This window comes from Iodidimonas sp. MBR-22 (assembly GCF_029946565.1).
Classification (GTDB): domain Bacteria; phylum Pseudomonadota; class Alphaproteobacteria; order Sphingomonadales; family Rhodothalassiaceae; genus Iodidimonas; species Iodidimonas nitroreducens.
Map to the genome: position 1 here is coordinate 48,966 of NZ_JARKVQ010000010.1, position 14,149 is coordinate 63,114.

The 14,149-nt window shown below is 55.3% G+C and carries 11 protein-coding genes and 1 tRNA gene; 3 read left to right on the forward strand and 9 right to left on the reverse strand.

What is annotated here, in order from left to right; genetic code table 11:
• Positions 1–87 precede the first annotated feature (87 nt).
• Positions 88–3,297, forward strand: coding sequence for an amidohydrolase family protein (locus QK300_RS09055; protein WP_281301380.1), 3,210 nt, complete (start codon positions 88–90; stop codon positions 3,295–3,297).
• Between the two features lie 69 nt (positions 3,298–3,366).
• On the opposite strand, the gene QK300_RS09060 is transcribed toward QK300_RS09055, so the two are convergent.
• The 7 genes from QK300_RS09060 to QK300_RS09090 form a co-directional block, all read right to left on the reverse strand.
• Complete coding sequence (locus tag QK300_RS09060) at positions 3,367–3,504, reverse strand: hypothetical protein (protein WP_281301379.1); 138 nt, start codon at positions 3,502–3,504, stop codon at positions 3,367–3,369.
• Positions 3,482–3,943: a hypothetical protein gene (locus QK300_RS09065; RefSeq protein WP_281301378.1), complete on the reverse strand. Its 462-nt coding sequence runs from the start codon at positions 3,941–3,943 to the stop codon at positions 3,482–3,484. The genes QK300_RS09060 and QK300_RS09065 overlap by 23 nt, the downstream gene beginning before the upstream one ends.
• A 184-nt stretch (positions 3,944–4,127) precedes the next feature.
• Positions 4,128–6,161: a glycine--tRNA ligase subunit beta gene (glyS, locus tag QK300_RS09070; RefSeq protein ID WP_281301377.1), complete on the reverse strand. Its 2,034-nt coding sequence runs from the start codon at positions 6,159–6,161 to the stop codon at positions 4,128–4,130.
• Complete coding sequence (locus QK300_RS09075) at positions 6,154–7,038, reverse strand: glycine--tRNA ligase subunit alpha (protein ID WP_281301376.1); 885 nt, start codon at positions 7,036–7,038, stop codon at positions 6,154–6,156. Before QK300_RS09075 ends, glyS begins: the two co-directional genes overlap by 8 nt.
• An 88-nt stretch (positions 7,039–7,126) precedes the next feature.
• Positions 7,127–7,981 carry a S49 family peptidase gene (locus QK300_RS09080; protein WP_281301375.1) on the reverse strand — a complete coding sequence of 285 codons (855 nt, stop codon included), beginning with the start codon at positions 7,979–7,981 and terminating at the stop codon, positions 7,127–7,129.
• A gap of 118 nt (positions 7,982–8,099) precedes the next feature.
• The gene (locus QK300_RS09085; RefSeq protein WP_281301374.1) at positions 8,100–8,909 is read right to left on the reverse strand and encodes a methyltransferase domain-containing protein; all 810 of its coding nucleotides are present in this window, start codon (positions 8,907–8,909) and stop codon (positions 8,100–8,102) included.
• A 50-nt stretch (positions 8,910–8,959) separates the two neighbouring features.
• The gene (locus QK300_RS09090; RefSeq protein WP_281301373.1) at positions 8,960–9,190 is read right to left on the reverse strand and encodes a DUF2007 domain-containing protein; all 231 of its coding nucleotides are present in this window, start codon (positions 9,188–9,190) and stop codon (positions 8,960–8,962) included.
• 160 nt (positions 9,191–9,350) lie between these two features.
• Here QK300_RS09090 and QK300_RS09095 point away from each other — a divergent pair, with 160 nt between their 5' ends.
• Together QK300_RS09095 and QK300_RS09100 are read left to right on the forward strand one after the other, a co-directional pair.
• Positions 9,351–10,385: a polyprenyl synthetase family protein gene (locus QK300_RS09095; RefSeq protein WP_281301372.1), complete on the forward strand. Its 1,035-nt coding sequence runs from the start codon at positions 9,351–9,353 to the stop codon at positions 10,383–10,385.
• A gap of 59 nt (positions 10,386–10,444) precedes the next feature.
• A tRNA-Pro gene (locus tag QK300_RS09100) sits at positions 10,445–10,521 on the forward strand.
• Between the two features lie 56 nt (positions 10,522–10,577).
• On the opposite strand, the gene QK300_RS09105 is transcribed toward QK300_RS09100, so the two are convergent.
• The gene (locus QK300_RS09105) at positions 10,578–11,438 is read right to left on the reverse strand and encodes a universal stress protein (protein WP_281301371.1); all 861 of its coding nucleotides are present in this window, start codon (positions 11,436–11,438) and stop codon (positions 10,578–10,580) included.
• Between the two features lie 190 nt (positions 11,439–11,628).
• Positions 11,629–14,064: a TonB-dependent receptor gene (locus QK300_RS09110; protein WP_281301370.1), complete on the reverse strand. Its 2,436-nt coding sequence runs from the start codon at positions 14,062–14,064 to the stop codon at positions 11,629–11,631.
• Positions 14,065–14,149: the final 85 nt, after the last annotated feature.

Sequence of the window (14,149 nt, forward strand, 5' to 3'; positions counted from 1 at the left end):
GACCCGGCCCTGATTTCTACCGGCCCTGATCGCATCTACCAATTATCCGGCTTTATTATAAAAAAAACATATCCAAGGGATCTCAATATGCTCAGATTAACCCGTCTCATCGCCCTGCTGGCGATGCCCCTGCTGGCAGTAGCGGGCACATCCGCTTTCGCCCAGGATACCGAGACAAAAGAGGACAGCGAGGCAAAAGAAGCCAAATGGGATGTCTCAAATCCTCCCACCGGGCCGCAGTCTCAGGTCGCGATCGATGTGCGGGAAGGCACATGGATGAGCCTTGCCCTCAGCCCCGATGGCAAAACCATTCTTTTCGATCTTTTGGGCGATATCTATAGCCTGCCCATCGAGGGCGGCGAGGCGAAAGCGCTGGCATCGGGCTTGTCATGGGATATGCATCCCGCCTTTTCCCCCGATGGCAGCCAGATTGCCTTTATTTCCGATCGGGCGGGGGGCGAGAATATCTGGATCATGAAGGCCGATGGCAGCGATCCCCGGCAGGTCACCCGCGAAGATTTCCGCCTGATCAATAGCCCGGTGTGGAGCCCGGATGGCCGCTTCATCGCGGCGCGCAAGCATTTCACCACCCAGCGTTCGCTGGGCACCGGGGAAATCTGGCTGTATCACGCTCAAGGCGGATCAGGGGTGAAGCTGGTGGCCCGCCCCAATGAGGATTTCCAGAAAGAACAGGGCGAACCGGCCTTTTCCCCCGATGGCAAAACCCTTTATTTCACCCGCAATGCCACGCCGGGCAATCGCTTCATCTATGCGCAGGATAGCAATGATGAAATTTTCCAGATCCGCGCTTATGATATGGCCAGCGGCAAGATTGAAACCCTGATCGATGGCCCCGGCGGCGCGGTGCGCCCCACCCCTTCGCCCGACGGCAAAAAGCTCGCCTTCGTGCGCCGCATCCAAACCCGTTCGGCCCTGTTTATCAAGGATCTGACATCGGGTGCAGAAACCCTGATCCATGATGATCTTGATCAGGATATGCAGGAAACCTGGGCCACCCAAGGGGTTTACCCCACCATGGCCTGGACACCAAACAGCCAATCCCTGCTTTTTTGGGCCAAGGGTGGGATCAAGCGGATTGATCTGGCCGATAACCGCGTTTCCGCCATTCCTTTCCATGTGAAAGACAACCGCACGGTGATTGCTCCCCCACGCTTCAAGGTGGATGTGGCCCCCGATGAGGTGGCCGCCAAAATGCTGCGCTTTGCCATCCAATCCCCCGATGGCGGGCAGGCTGTTTATGAAGCTTTTGGCAAGCTGTGGATCAAAAAAACCGATGGCGGCACGCCCAAGCGCCTGACCCGTGATGAAGGTGATCAGTTCGAGCTTTACCCAAGCTTTTCCCGGGATGGCAAAAATATCGTTTTCATTTCATGGGATGATCAGGAACTGGGCCATGTGCGCATGGTGAAAGCCAGTGGCGGCAATTCGCGGCTGATCAGCAAAACACCGGGCCATTATCGCCGCCCGGCCCTTTCGCCCGATGGTAAAACCATTATCCTGGAGCGCGGCGAAGGCGGGATGCTGACCAGTGATCTCTGGTCGATGGACCCGGGGCTTTACCGGCTTTCGGTGGAAAGCGGGGCCTCCAAAAAAATCGCCGATAATGGCCGCGATGCCCATTTCGGCCAATCCAATGATCGGGTTTATTTCACCATCGGTGGCGAAAAACAAAGCCTTGTCAGCACCGATCTCGATGGCAATGACCAGCGCACCCACGCCACCTCGCTTTATGGCAGTGATTTCAGGATTTCGCCCGATGGATCATGGCTGGCTTATAGCGAAGGCTATCAGGTCTATGCCCTGCCCTTCCCGCCATCGGGCGAGGTGGAGCTTTCCCCCAATGGCAAATCCCTGCCGATGAAGCGTTTGTCTGCCACCGGCGGCGCTTTCATGGGCTGGTCGGCGGCCAATCGGCTCAATTGGTCTGTGGGGCCGGTTTTGCATCATGTGGATATGGCAGCGGTTCTGGACAAGGATTTCAAGCCCGCAGACAGCGGCTTCGATCTAGGTTTCAGCCGCAAAGCCGATAAGCCGCAGGGGCGCGTGGCGCTGGTGGGCGCGCGGATCATCACCATGGATGCGGATCGCACCGTGATCGACAATGGCACGATCCTGATTGAAAACAACAAGATCATGGCGGTGGGGGCGGCTGATGCCATCACAGTGCCCGATGATGCGAAACGGGTTGATGTGGCCGGGAAAACCATCCTGCCCGGCTTCATCGATATTCATGCCCATGGGCCGCAAGGTGTGGATGGCATCATCCCGCAACAGAATTGGGCACAGATGGCGCATCTCGGCCTGGGGGTGACCACGGTTCATGATCCTTCAAACCGCGCGGCCCATATTTTTGCCGCCAGCGAATATCAAAGGGCGGGCCTGATTTTAGGGCCGCGTATCTTTTCCACCGGCGAAATTCTCTATGGTGCGAAAAGCCGCTTTTTCGTGGATATCAAAACCCCCGAAGATGCCCTTGATGCGGTGCGCCGCCTGAAGGCGCAGGGGGCCATTTCCGTGAAAAACTATAATCAGCCCCGGCGTGAGCAGCGCCAGATGGTGGTGGAAGCCGCCCGCCAAGAAGGGCTGATGGTGGTGGCCGAGGGCGGCTCGCTTTATCATATGGATATGTCGCTGATCGCCGATGGCAATACCGGGGTGGAGCATAATGTCCCCGGCGAGCGTTTTTACGAGGATGTTTTGCAATTCTGGAGCCAGACAGAGGTGGGCAATACCCCAACCCTTGTTGTGAATTATGGTGGCCCGGCGGCTGAAGTGATGTTTTATCAACGCGATGATGTGTGGCTGCATCCGCATCTGTCGAAATATGTACCGCCGCACATCTTAGAGCCGCGCAGCATCCGCCGCATAAAAGCGCCGATGCGCGATTATCAGCCCCTTCTCGATAGCGCCGCCAATGCCAAAAGGCTGATGGATCGCGGCGTTTCCATCCATAGCGGCGCCCATGGCCAACGCGAAGGACTGGGCACCCATTGGGAAATCTGGACCTTTGCCATGGCCGGCATGTCGCCGATGGAGGCTTTATCCACCGCCACCATCAATCCGGCCCGCTATCTGGGGATGGATGCCGAAATCGGCTCGCTGGAAACCGGCAAGCTTGCTGATCTGATCGTTCTGGATGGCAATCCATTGGAGGATATCGAGGCGACCGATGATCTGTCGCTGATCATGCAAAATGGCAGGCTTTATGATGCCGAAACGCTGGATGAAACCATCACCGGCAATCGCCAGCGCAAACCCTTCTACTGGGAAAACTGAGCCATTAAAGGCGGCGGATGGGGCGGCGGATGGGGGCGCTCACCCCGCCGCCGCCTCAATCTTTCAGCATCAGCCTTCGATTTTCGAGAAATCCGCCACCTGATGCACGGCCGCGCGGATATGCGCCAAAAGGGCAAGGCGATTGCGCCGCAAATCCGCATCTTCGGCATTCACCGTCACCTGATCAAGGCACATCTTTGACGTCACGCTCAAGAGCATCCCAATCAGCTTTGAGAATCGCCTGACAAACTTTTACATATTTTCGGTTAGCTGAATATTTGTCTTTTTTACTTTTAGCATTTAGAAATTTATATTGACATTTATTAAGTTTTTTATAATTTTTATCTTCTGAATTCATCAAAAGTTCTATTCTAGTGCCATATTCATAAAATTCTCTTGTATTTTTATGATCTATATTTGGCGTGACACCATATGAATGAAAGTTAACCATCGCGTCTCGAAGTTTGTTAATCCTATCTGCTCTCATTTCAGCAATTTTTACTTTGGACGTTACAGTCAATTGCTTTTTAAAGTTCCTTGATTGCAAAAAAACGGCGATCGTAACACCAGTAAACGCCACGACAGAGGCGATCAAAGGAATTGCCCATGTCCATGATGGAGCGGTTACCATTGCCTGTGTGTCCATATAAAATCCCTTCAATAAAAGTAAATTACTCCTGTTATGTTTTCAATTATAACGATAATTTATAAAATAAATAATCTTTTTTATGCATATCAAGTGCACGGCAGTGCGAAGCCAACAGATAGCCCAAGCGCTCGTCAGACGTGCAACAAAGGTGATTGATTATCTGCAGGATGATCTGTGGCCATCAGCCTTCGATTTTCGAGAAATCCGCCACCTGATGCACGGCCGCGCGGATATGCGCCAAAAGGGCAAGGCGATTGCGCCGCAAATCCGCATCATCGGCATTCACCGTCACCTGATCGAAAAAGGCATCGATGGGGGCGCGCAATTCCGCCAAAGCCCGCATGGCGGCGGCGAAATCTTCCACCTCCAAGGCCCGCGCTGCCTCTGTTTTTGCAGCGCCCAGCTTTTCATAAAGGGTTTTTTCCGCCGCATCCTTCAAAAGAGCGGGCTGCACCGCGCCCCAATCCGTGCCTTGATCTTTTTTGGCTTCGATTTTCAGGATATTGGCCGCGCGCTTGGTGCCCGCCAATAAATTGGCCCCATCATCGCTTTCGATGAAGCGACTGAGCGCCGCAACCCGGGCCAGAAGGCGCAGCAAATCATCCTCGCCCCCCAGGCTGAACACCGCATCGATCAGATCATGGCGCACGCCAAGGGCGCGCTGCTGCACCTTCAGCCTATCGGCGAAAAACGCGAGCAGATCGGCATTAAAACCCGACAGGCGCAAAAGCGGAATACGCAGATCATTTTCAAGGATCAGGCGAATGACCCCTAAAGCGGCGCGACGCAGGGCAAAGGGATCTTTCGATCCGGTGGGCTTTTCATCGATGGCGAAAAACCCGATCAGCGTATCGAGCTTTTCCGCGAGCGCCAAACAAACCGAAAGGCCTTCATCCGGGCAGCGATCATCCGGCCCTTTGGGGGCATAATGATCCAGCAGGGCCCGACACACAGCATCAGGCTCATTCTGGGCTTCGGCAATCCTGCACCCCACCAGCCCTTGCAATTCAGGAAATTCGCCCACCATGCCGGTGGTGAGATCGGCCTTGCACAGGCGTGCCGCCCGGCGCAGGCGGGCTTCATCGATCCCCTGCCCATCTTTTTCCACAAAGGCCGCAAGGGTGACGGCCAAATCCTCGATCCGGGCCACACGCTCAGCCAATGATCCCAGCTTTTCATGAAAAATGATCGCATCCAAAGCCGCAACGCGATCTTCGAGCGGTATTTTCAAATCCTGCTGCCAGAAAAACCGGGCATCCGACAGGCGCGCCGACAAAACCCGCTCATTCCCGGCGATGATCGTCGTCCCGCCATCCACGGCCTGAGTATTTGCCACACAAATAAAGGATGGCGCCAAAGCACCGCTTTTGGGATCGCGCAGAGAAAAGAATTTCTGATGCACCTTCATCGATGTGATCAGAACTTCCGCCGGAACATCCAGAAAACCGGGATCAAAGCGCCCCAGATAGGGCACCGGCCATTCGGTGAGCCCGGCATTTTCATCGAGCAGGTCGCCATCTTCGATCAGTTCCAGATCATGATCGGCGGCTAAAGCCCGCGCCCGATCGAGGATGATCTGGCGTCGATCTGCGGCATCAAGGACCACATGCGCCTCTAACAGTCGAGCGCGATAATCGGCAAAATCGGTCACCGAAAAGGCGCCATCCGATAAAAAGCGATGCCCCAAGCTGGTGCGACCAGCCTTGATGCCATCGATCTCGATGGGCACGATCTGGCCATCAAACAGCGCCAGAACCGACAATAATGGCCGCACCCAGCGGCTTTCGGAGGTGCCGGAGCGCATGGATTTCGGCCAGGGGAATTGACGGATGATGGCTTCGGTGATCGGGGCCAGCACATCCACGCTTTTTTCCCCCCGCTGATGGATGGTGGCAAACAAAAAAGTGCCTTTCTTCTCGGCCCGTTCGCTGATCACCGCCCCCTCGGGCAAGGACGCCTTGAAGCCAGCGATCGCCCGTTCCGGGGCATCGCTGCGCGGGCCACGGCGTTCCTCGGTGCGATCAGGCTGATGGGCAGGCAATCCATCCACCACCAGCACAAGGCGGCGCGGGGTCACGAAACGACGCATCCCGCCAAAGTCCAGATCGGCAGCCTTGAGGCTTTCGGTCATCAGGCGTTCCAGATCGGCGATGGCTTTTGCCTGCATTCGGGCGGGGATTTCTTCTGAGAAGACTTCAAGCAGAAATTCAGACATGAGCCGCCTCCTCATGCGCTGCCCAGCCTTCGGCGCAGGCTTTGGCCAAGGCCCGCACCCGACCGATATAAGCCTGTCGTTCCGTTACCGAAATAACCCCGCGGGCATCGAGCAAATTAAAGCTGTGGCTGGCTTTGATACATTGATCATAGGCGGGCAGGATCAGCTTGCGATCCACCAAAGCCGCGCATTCGGCTTCGGCATCCCTGAAATGCCGCAACAGCATATCGGTTGAAGCGGCTTCAAAATTATAGGCGGAAAACTGCTTTTCATTCTCCAAAAACACATCGCCATAGCGCACGCCGCAGCCATTGAAATCCAGATCATAAACATTATCGATGCCTTGCACATACATCGCCAGCCGCTCCAGCCCATAGGTCAATTCGCCCGAAACCGGACGGCAATCGATCCCGCCCACCTGCTGGAAATAGGTATATTGGGTCACTTCCATGCCATCGCACCAGATTTCCCAGCCCAGCCCCCAGGCCCCCAAAGTGGGGCTTTCCCAATCATCTTCGACAAAGCGAATATCATGGCGGCGCAGATCGATCCCGATGGCCTTCAACGACCCCAGATACAGATCCTGCATATCCGCCGGATTGGGCTTCAAGATCACCTGATATTGATAATAATGCTGCAAGCGATTGGGATTTTCCCCATAGCGGCCATCGGTGGGCCGCCGACAAGGCTGCACATAGGCCGCGCGCCATGGCTTTGGCCCCAGGCTGCGCAGGGTGGTCGCCGGATGAAAGGTGCCCGCCCCCACTTCCAGATCATAAGGCTGCAAGATCACGCAGCCCTGTTCTGCCCAATAGCGATGCAGGCTTAAAATCAGCCCTTGAAAGCTTCGTTTGGGATCCGTGGCATCAACGCTCATATCAGGTTTCCACAAAAGGCACGAAAAATCGGAAAAAGCCGGGCGGACAGTAGGCAGGCCCCCGGCTGTGGTCAAGGAGGCGTTCGCCCTAAAGGCCAAAGCGCCCCCAGATCAGCCGCGCTTCGATGCTCGCCAGCAGATCATCGGCCAGCCCCTTATCGGCCATCAGACCATGGCTTGATGCCCGCGCCCCGCCACCGCCAAAAAGGCCGGACAGCAGCCCTTTCCGCGCCCCGATGGTGCGAAATTTCACTTTTTTGCCAAAACGCTGGCGCATTACCGTGCGCACATCCCCCACCCCATCCACAAGGCCGATATCCACCGCCGGGCCGCCCAGCCACACATCACCGGTAAATAAACCATCCGTCTCGGTTTTCAGCCGACGCCCGCGCCGCTCTTTCACCATATCCTTGAAATACTCATGAATTTGCGCCTGCAGAGATTTGAGCCAGGCCACATCTTCGGGCTTTTCCGGGGAAAAGGAATCAAGCCGGGCCTTATTGGTGCCAGCGGTATAAAGCCTGCGCTCAACCCCCAGCTTTTCCATCAGCCCGGTAAAGCCAAAGCCCCCGGCAATCACCCCGATCGAACCGATGATCGAGGCTTCATGAGCGAAAATCTCATCCCCCGCCAAGGCCAGCATATAGCCCCCCGATGCCGCGATATCTTCGGTAAAGGCAAGCACGGGCACATCTTTTTCACGCGCCAGATCGCGAATGCGGCGCATGATCTGGGCCGATTGCACGGGCGAGCCACCGGGCGAATTGATCACCAGAGCCACCGCCTTCAGGCCACCCAGTGAAAAGGCTTCGTCAATCTGGGGAGCGGCATTTTCAAAGCTCACCCCCGGCTTGAAGCGGCTGCTGATGCCAATCGGTCCGCTAAAGCGCAAAACACCCACCACGGGCCGACTGCGCCGCAATATCTTGCTGAATACACTCACCCATCCACTCCATCATGGCGCCTGATCCCTTGGCGCCTTTTTCCATGATCTGCCGCACGATCACATCTATCGCCCCCTTCCCTAGCCCCCAACAGGGGGCAAATAAAGGGGCATCTCATCAATTTTGCGGCGAACGCCCGGGATGCATTAAACGCGACCAGGCCGCCCGGCTCAAATCAAGGGCTTTGGCTTCCCGAAAAATGGCATCAGCCATCTCCGTGAAAGCCCCGCTCGCTTCATGCAAAACAAGCCCCGGCATCAGCATCGATACCCCCTTCATCCCTTTGCGCGCCTGCACGATCACCCTTTTCGCAGGCAAGCCCGCGCGCGGCCATAAAGGCTGGATCACGATCTCTCCCGCCCGGCCATATAAAAGAGCGATCAATTCATCAAGGCGATCCGCCCGATGAATGAAGCTGACACTGCCGCGCTCGCGCACCATATCAAGGCAGAAAGCCACCCAATCGGCCAGGCGGGCTTCGCGATCGATAAATGCCCGCGCCCGCATTTCAGCCGGAGAGGCAAAGCTCGTCTGATCCTCGAAATAAGGGGGATTGGCCATGGCATGATCAAAGTGCCCGCGCGGCAAAAGAGCCGGCCGTTCGGTCACACGGGCCTCAAGAAACGAAACCCGATCCTGAAAATCATTGAGCGCGGCATTGCGGCTGGCCAGATCGACCATATCGCGATCCATATCGATCCCGGTGATCAGGGCATCGGGGCAGCGCGCCGCAAGGCACAGGGCCGCCCCGCCGCTCCCCGATCCGGCTTCGATCACCCGCTCACCGGGCAAAGGCTGCACACAAGCCGCCAGCAACAGGGTATCGGTGCTGACCCGGGCCCCCCGATCCGGCTGCAAAAGCCGCAAGCGCCCGCCCAACAGGCGATCTTCGGTCAGCCCTTCGGCATTCACCTTATGCGCCGACATAAAATCCCCGCCCCCCCGCCGGAATGGGCGTAACGAACAATTTTGGCATCTCAGCCCTCGTTTTTCAAAAGATCGGCTTCCAGATCGGCATCGATCAAAAGCCTGCGGGCCGCCTCATAATCATCATCGGCCACCATCAGGCGACGGGGAAAGGCCCCGATCCCCCCTTCGATGAAGCTGACATGCTGATCGAAAATTTCCGATCTCATTCTGGCATCCGCCAAAAGAGATTGCGCGTATGATAAAAGGACGGGATTAGACGTTGCGATCAGGGTCCGCACAAGGCCTCCATCAGCTATTAAGGAATCATCAGCATAAACGTGTTTTCCCTACCCATCAAAGCTGTGATCAACCGTGACAGCGAAATCACTTGTTTTCAAAGCATCGGGCACCCTATTTTGCCACTGATGATCCCCAATGGAACAGAACCCAGGAGAAACCGTGGCAAATATCGCGTCAATCGACCAGCATAAAAAAGGTCGGGCCGTCAATTCCGTTGATGAAGCGCTTGAATGTCTGCAAACGCAGGTCTCCGCCGATATGGCTCGCGTCAATGAAACGATTCTGGCGCGGATGCACAGTCCTGTGGCCCTGATCCCCCAGCTTGCCGGGCATCTGATTGCCTCGGGCGGGAAAAGGCTGCGCCCCATGCTGACCCTGGCCGGTGCCCAGCTTGTTGATTATAAAGGGGATCGCCACACCAAGCTCGCGGCCTGTGTGGAATTCATCCACACCGCCACGCTTTTGCATGATGATGTGGTGGATGAAAGCGATCTGCGCCGGGGCAAGGATTCTGCCAATGTGCTGTGGGGCAACAAGCCCAGCGTTCTGGTAGGCGATTTCCTGTTTTCCCGCGCCTTTGAATTGATGATCGAAGATGGCTCGCTCAAGGTTTTACGGCTTTTGAGCCATGCATCCTCGGTGATTGCCGAAGGCGAGGTTTTGCAGCTTTCAATTTCCAATGATCTCGATACCCCCGAAGAATCTTATTTGCAGGTGATCGAAGCCAAGACCGCCGCCCTGTTCGAGGCCGCAACCCAGATCGCTGCGGTGGTGGCCGAACGCCCGGAAAACGAGGAATTGGCCCTCGCCAGCTTTGGCCGCCATTTCGGGATCGCCTTCCAATTGGTTGATGATGCCCTTGATTATTCGGCACGTGAGGCCACCCTTGGCAAAACCGTGGGCGATGATTTCCGGGAAGGCAAGATCACCTTGCCGGTGATTCTGGCTTTTCGCCGGGGCGATGAAACCGAACGCGCTTTCTGGCGGCGAACCATCGAAGAGATGGATCAGAAAGAAGGCGATCTGAGCCATGCCATCCATTTGATGGAAAAGCATGATGCCCTGAGCGATACCATCGAACGCGCCCGCCATTATGGGGCCATTGCCCGCGATGCTCTCGCCCTGTTCAAGCCCTGCAATACCCGCAAAACACTGAATGATATCGTCCGCTTTTGTGTGGAAAGGGCCTATTGAAACAAGGCTTGCATCCCGGGGCCAGCACAGCTATACAGCCGATCCTGCGTCAGCCTTTTCGGGGAGTAGCTCAGCCTGGTAGAGCACTGTGTTCGGGACGCAGGGGCCGGAGGTTCGAATCCTCTCTCCCCGACCATTCTATCGAAACCGAAAAACCCGAAGCATCACTGCTCCGGGTTTTTTTCTTGGCTTCTATTTAAAGATTAAAAGCGGGATATCGCACAAACGCACAAGGCTGGTGGTGGTTTTACCCACAATCAGATGGCGCTGGCGCGCATGGCCATAAGCCCCCATGATCAGCAGATCGATCTGTTCATCCCGCACATAATCGGCGATCACCTGTTCGATGTCTCCTTGGCGCAAGGCCGTTGTCACGTCATAGCCTTGATCCTGCAAACGATCTGCGGCCTTTGCCCGCGCCTGATCAACAGGCGAACCCGGCGTTCCCACCGATAAAATATGCAGATCCAGCCCTTTCAACAAAGGCTGATCCAGCGCATAACCGATGGCTTTTTCCGAGCTTGCCGCGCCATCGCAGGCGATCAGAACCCGCTTGATGGGGCGAAATGTGCGGCTTGCCACCAGAATAGGCAGGCGGCTGGCCCGGATCACCCGTTCGAGCTTTGCCCCCAGATGCTGGCGATCATAAGCTGCATAATCGCCCCGCTTGCCGATCACCACCATCTGCGCTTTTGGCTCACGCTCCAATTCGGCCAAGGCATCCACAAGGGTGCCCAGCTTTAAGACGGTGGCCACCGATCGCGCATCTTTTCCCCTGAGATATTTCACGGCAGTTTCCAGCAAAGCGCGGGCTTTCACCTCCAACAAGCGCGCCCGCGCCGCATCAAGAGCGGCCAATTCAGCAAATAATTCCCGGCTTGCCTCGATATGCAGGGCACCGCTCAAATCCACATCATCGGGCTGTTCCTGCTTTTGATCCAGAACATGCAAAAGCTTGATGGAAATATGGGTTCTGTTGGCAATCCACGCAGCGGCTTCATAAACTCCGCTGGCATAATAAGAACCATCCGTGCAGGCGATGAGATGGGGCATAGGGGCTATAAATCTATCAATTCATTGCGTTTGTTGAAATATAAGATCACATCTTTCACCATTAACAAAACAGAATTTCAAGATATTTCATACCCAAAAGCCGGGATAAGACCAAAAGCCGGGACAAGAAAAGGGCAAGCACGATGCCCCCCTCTCATCCCGGCCTGATAAAGCCATGGAAGCAGATCGATCAGAAACCCGCTTTCAGTTGAACACCGAAATAACGGGATTGATCGCGCGGCAGGCGGGCCACCGCCCCGCCTTCATTGGTTGCCACGATAAAGGATTGATCGAACAGATTTTTGCCAAAGACCCGCACTTCATAGCGCCCTTCGTCAAAAGACACCCCGATGCTGGCATTATAAAGATAATAGCCATCGATTCTTTCATTGGGATTTTCATTCAGAGCTCCAAAGGATTCGCTTTGGAAAACCAGATTATTACTGACCAAAAGCGCCATGCCATTGCCCACGGGGCGATCATAATCAAGGGTGACCGAACCCTTTATCTTGGGTGCAAAGGGCAGATCCTCGCCTTTGCGGGGGTCGCAATTACCGCCAAGCCGGGTAAGATCCAGCCCCGCACAGAAATCATTGATTTCCGCATCGGCAAAGGTGATCCCACCATAAATACTGAAATGTTCCGATAAATCGGCCGACCCTTCAAATTCAATGCCTTGGGTTCGCACATCCCCGGCATTGGTGAGATTGGTGGTCACAGCGCCGGCGGTGATGACAAAATTATTCGCCTGAAAATTTGAATAATCCTGCCGAAAACCCACCACACTGAAAACCGCACGATCCAATTGCCATTTGAACCCAAGCTCATAGGCATTGGATGTTTCGCCTTCAATCGGGGTGAAACTGCCATTGAAATCAGCCGTTTGCTCAAGCCCAAGGCTTTCCGCCGAAAGGGCATTGAAGAAATTATTGAAGGCTGGCCCCTTATAGCCCCGGGCATATTTGGCATAAACGAACAGATTTTCGCTTGCCTGATAATTAACCGAGAAGGTGCCCGAAAGATTGGCATTATCGGTGCTGCCCGATTGCAGGGATTGATCGGTTTGCAGGGCAAAAACCCCACCATCATTATTGGGATTGCCATCCTGATTACCCAGAATATCGATGAATTCATCCCCCACCCGCTCTCTTTGATGGGTGAAGGAAATCTCGTCATAGGTAAAGCGGATGCCGCCGGTGACGCTCCATTTTTCATCGATATTATAATTCCCATGGCCAAACAGGGCATAGCTGTCATTATCGATGGTCATATCCGCCGTGGCGCTGGGGAGCACAATATTGGACGTGGGGCAAAAATCTGTGGCCCCCAGGCCGCCGATATCAACACCCCCGATCAGCCCGCCGGGATCATTCACGCATAAAGCATCAAAGCGCGAGAATTGCCGATCCACATTGGAAAAACCGAGATACGCCCCGGCCTGCCACGTGAAGCGGGCATCGTCATCGGATGAAATGCGGAATTCCTGAGTCCATTGCTCCCATGTCTGCGGTCCGAAATCGCGCGCCGTGGGCTGCCCCACCAAAACACCATCCACGCTATCAAGGGTGATATTGGCCGGATCATCGCCATCGCGTTCGGTGGCGCCAAAGGGGCCATCATCGATATCCTGGCGCTCGGTATTATCCCATTCCCGATAAGAACTGATCGACGTCAGCGAAAAGCCATCGAAATCATAGGTGGAATCAAGGGCAAATCCGATATTTTCATTATCTGATCGCTGCAAAGCATTGATGGCGGCGAATTTGATGGCCTCTTCGCCGGTGGGCAATGTCGCGCCCCCCATAAGCACCGCCTGCGCCCGGATCGAGCCATCATCCCGGCGCACGAATTCGGCACAGCAATTATCATTGGTTTCGGAATAATCGGCGGTCAGCCTTGTGAACAAACGATCGGTGACCTTAAAATCCAGCATCGCGCGGGCGCCATAGCGTTCATAACCATCCACATCGCGATCCTGGGTCACATTTCGCACAATGCCATCCAATTCGCCATAAAAACCATTGACCCGCAAAGCGATCTTATCGGTCAGGGGGCCTGAAACCATACCCCGCACACGATATTCCCCATCTTCGGCAAACAATGCGCTGGCTGATGCCTCCAATGTTTCGGTGGGGCCTTTGCTGATGAAATGAACCACACCTGACGATGCATTTTTACCATAAAGCGTGCCTTGGGGGCCTTTCAGCACCTCCACCCTCTGCAGATCATAAAGCTCGGTAAAGGCCTGACCAGCCCGGGCCAGAACCACGCCATCCACAAGGGTAGAAACGCTGGGCTCGGCCCCCACACTGAAGGAAATGGTCCCCACACCGCGCAAGGAGAGATTGGAATTTCGATTGGTGCCGCCCTTCCCGAATGACAGGCTGGGCACCAGTTTTTGTATATCTTCAACGGTATTGACCTGCGCCGCTTCCAGCTTTGCGCCGCTAATGCTGGTCACCGCCACCGGCACCCGGGTGAGGCTTTGCTGGCGTTTTTGCGCGGTCACCACGATTTCATCGAGAACCGTTTGCGCCACGGCTTCTGATGAAGCCCCCGATAAAGGCAAACCCAAAAGCACAGACATCGTGCCAAGGGCTGTTGTTGCCAGAAATCTGCGTGTCATGGATTTTATCCTCCCTTATATAAGACCCGGACTGATACCAGCGATCCGCTCGGCTCTGTCCTCACCTAATCCCAAAGTTATCCTG

Bases quoted from the DNA above. Each gene is read 5' to 3' on its own strand.
- QK300_RS09055 (WP_281301380.1), top strand. From the start codon at position 88: ATGCTCAGATTAACCCGTCTCATCGCCCTGCTGGCGATGCCCCTGCTG.
- QK300_RS09065 (WP_281301378.1), bottom strand. From the start codon at position 3,943: ATGGACACACAGGCAATGGTAACCGCTCCATCATGGACATGGGCAATT.
- glyS (WP_281301377.1), bottom strand. From the start codon at position 6,161: ATGTCTGAATTTCTGCTTGAAGTCTTCTCAGAAGAAATCCCCGCCCGA.
- QK300_RS09075 (WP_281301376.1), bottom strand. From the start codon at position 7,038: ATGAGCGTTGATGCCACGGATCCCAAACGAAGCTTTCAAGGGCTGATT.
- QK300_RS09085 (WP_281301374.1), bottom strand. From the start codon at position 8,909: ATGTCGGCGCATAAGGTGAATGCCGAAGGGCTGACCGAAGATCGCCTG.
- QK300_RS09105 (WP_281301371.1), bottom strand. From the start codon at position 11,438: ATGCCCCATCTCATCGCCTGCACGGATGGTTCTTATTATGCCAGCGGA.
- QK300_RS09110 (WP_281301370.1), bottom strand. From the start codon at position 14,064: ATGACACGCAGATTTCTGGCAACAACAGCCCTTGGCACGATGTCTGTG.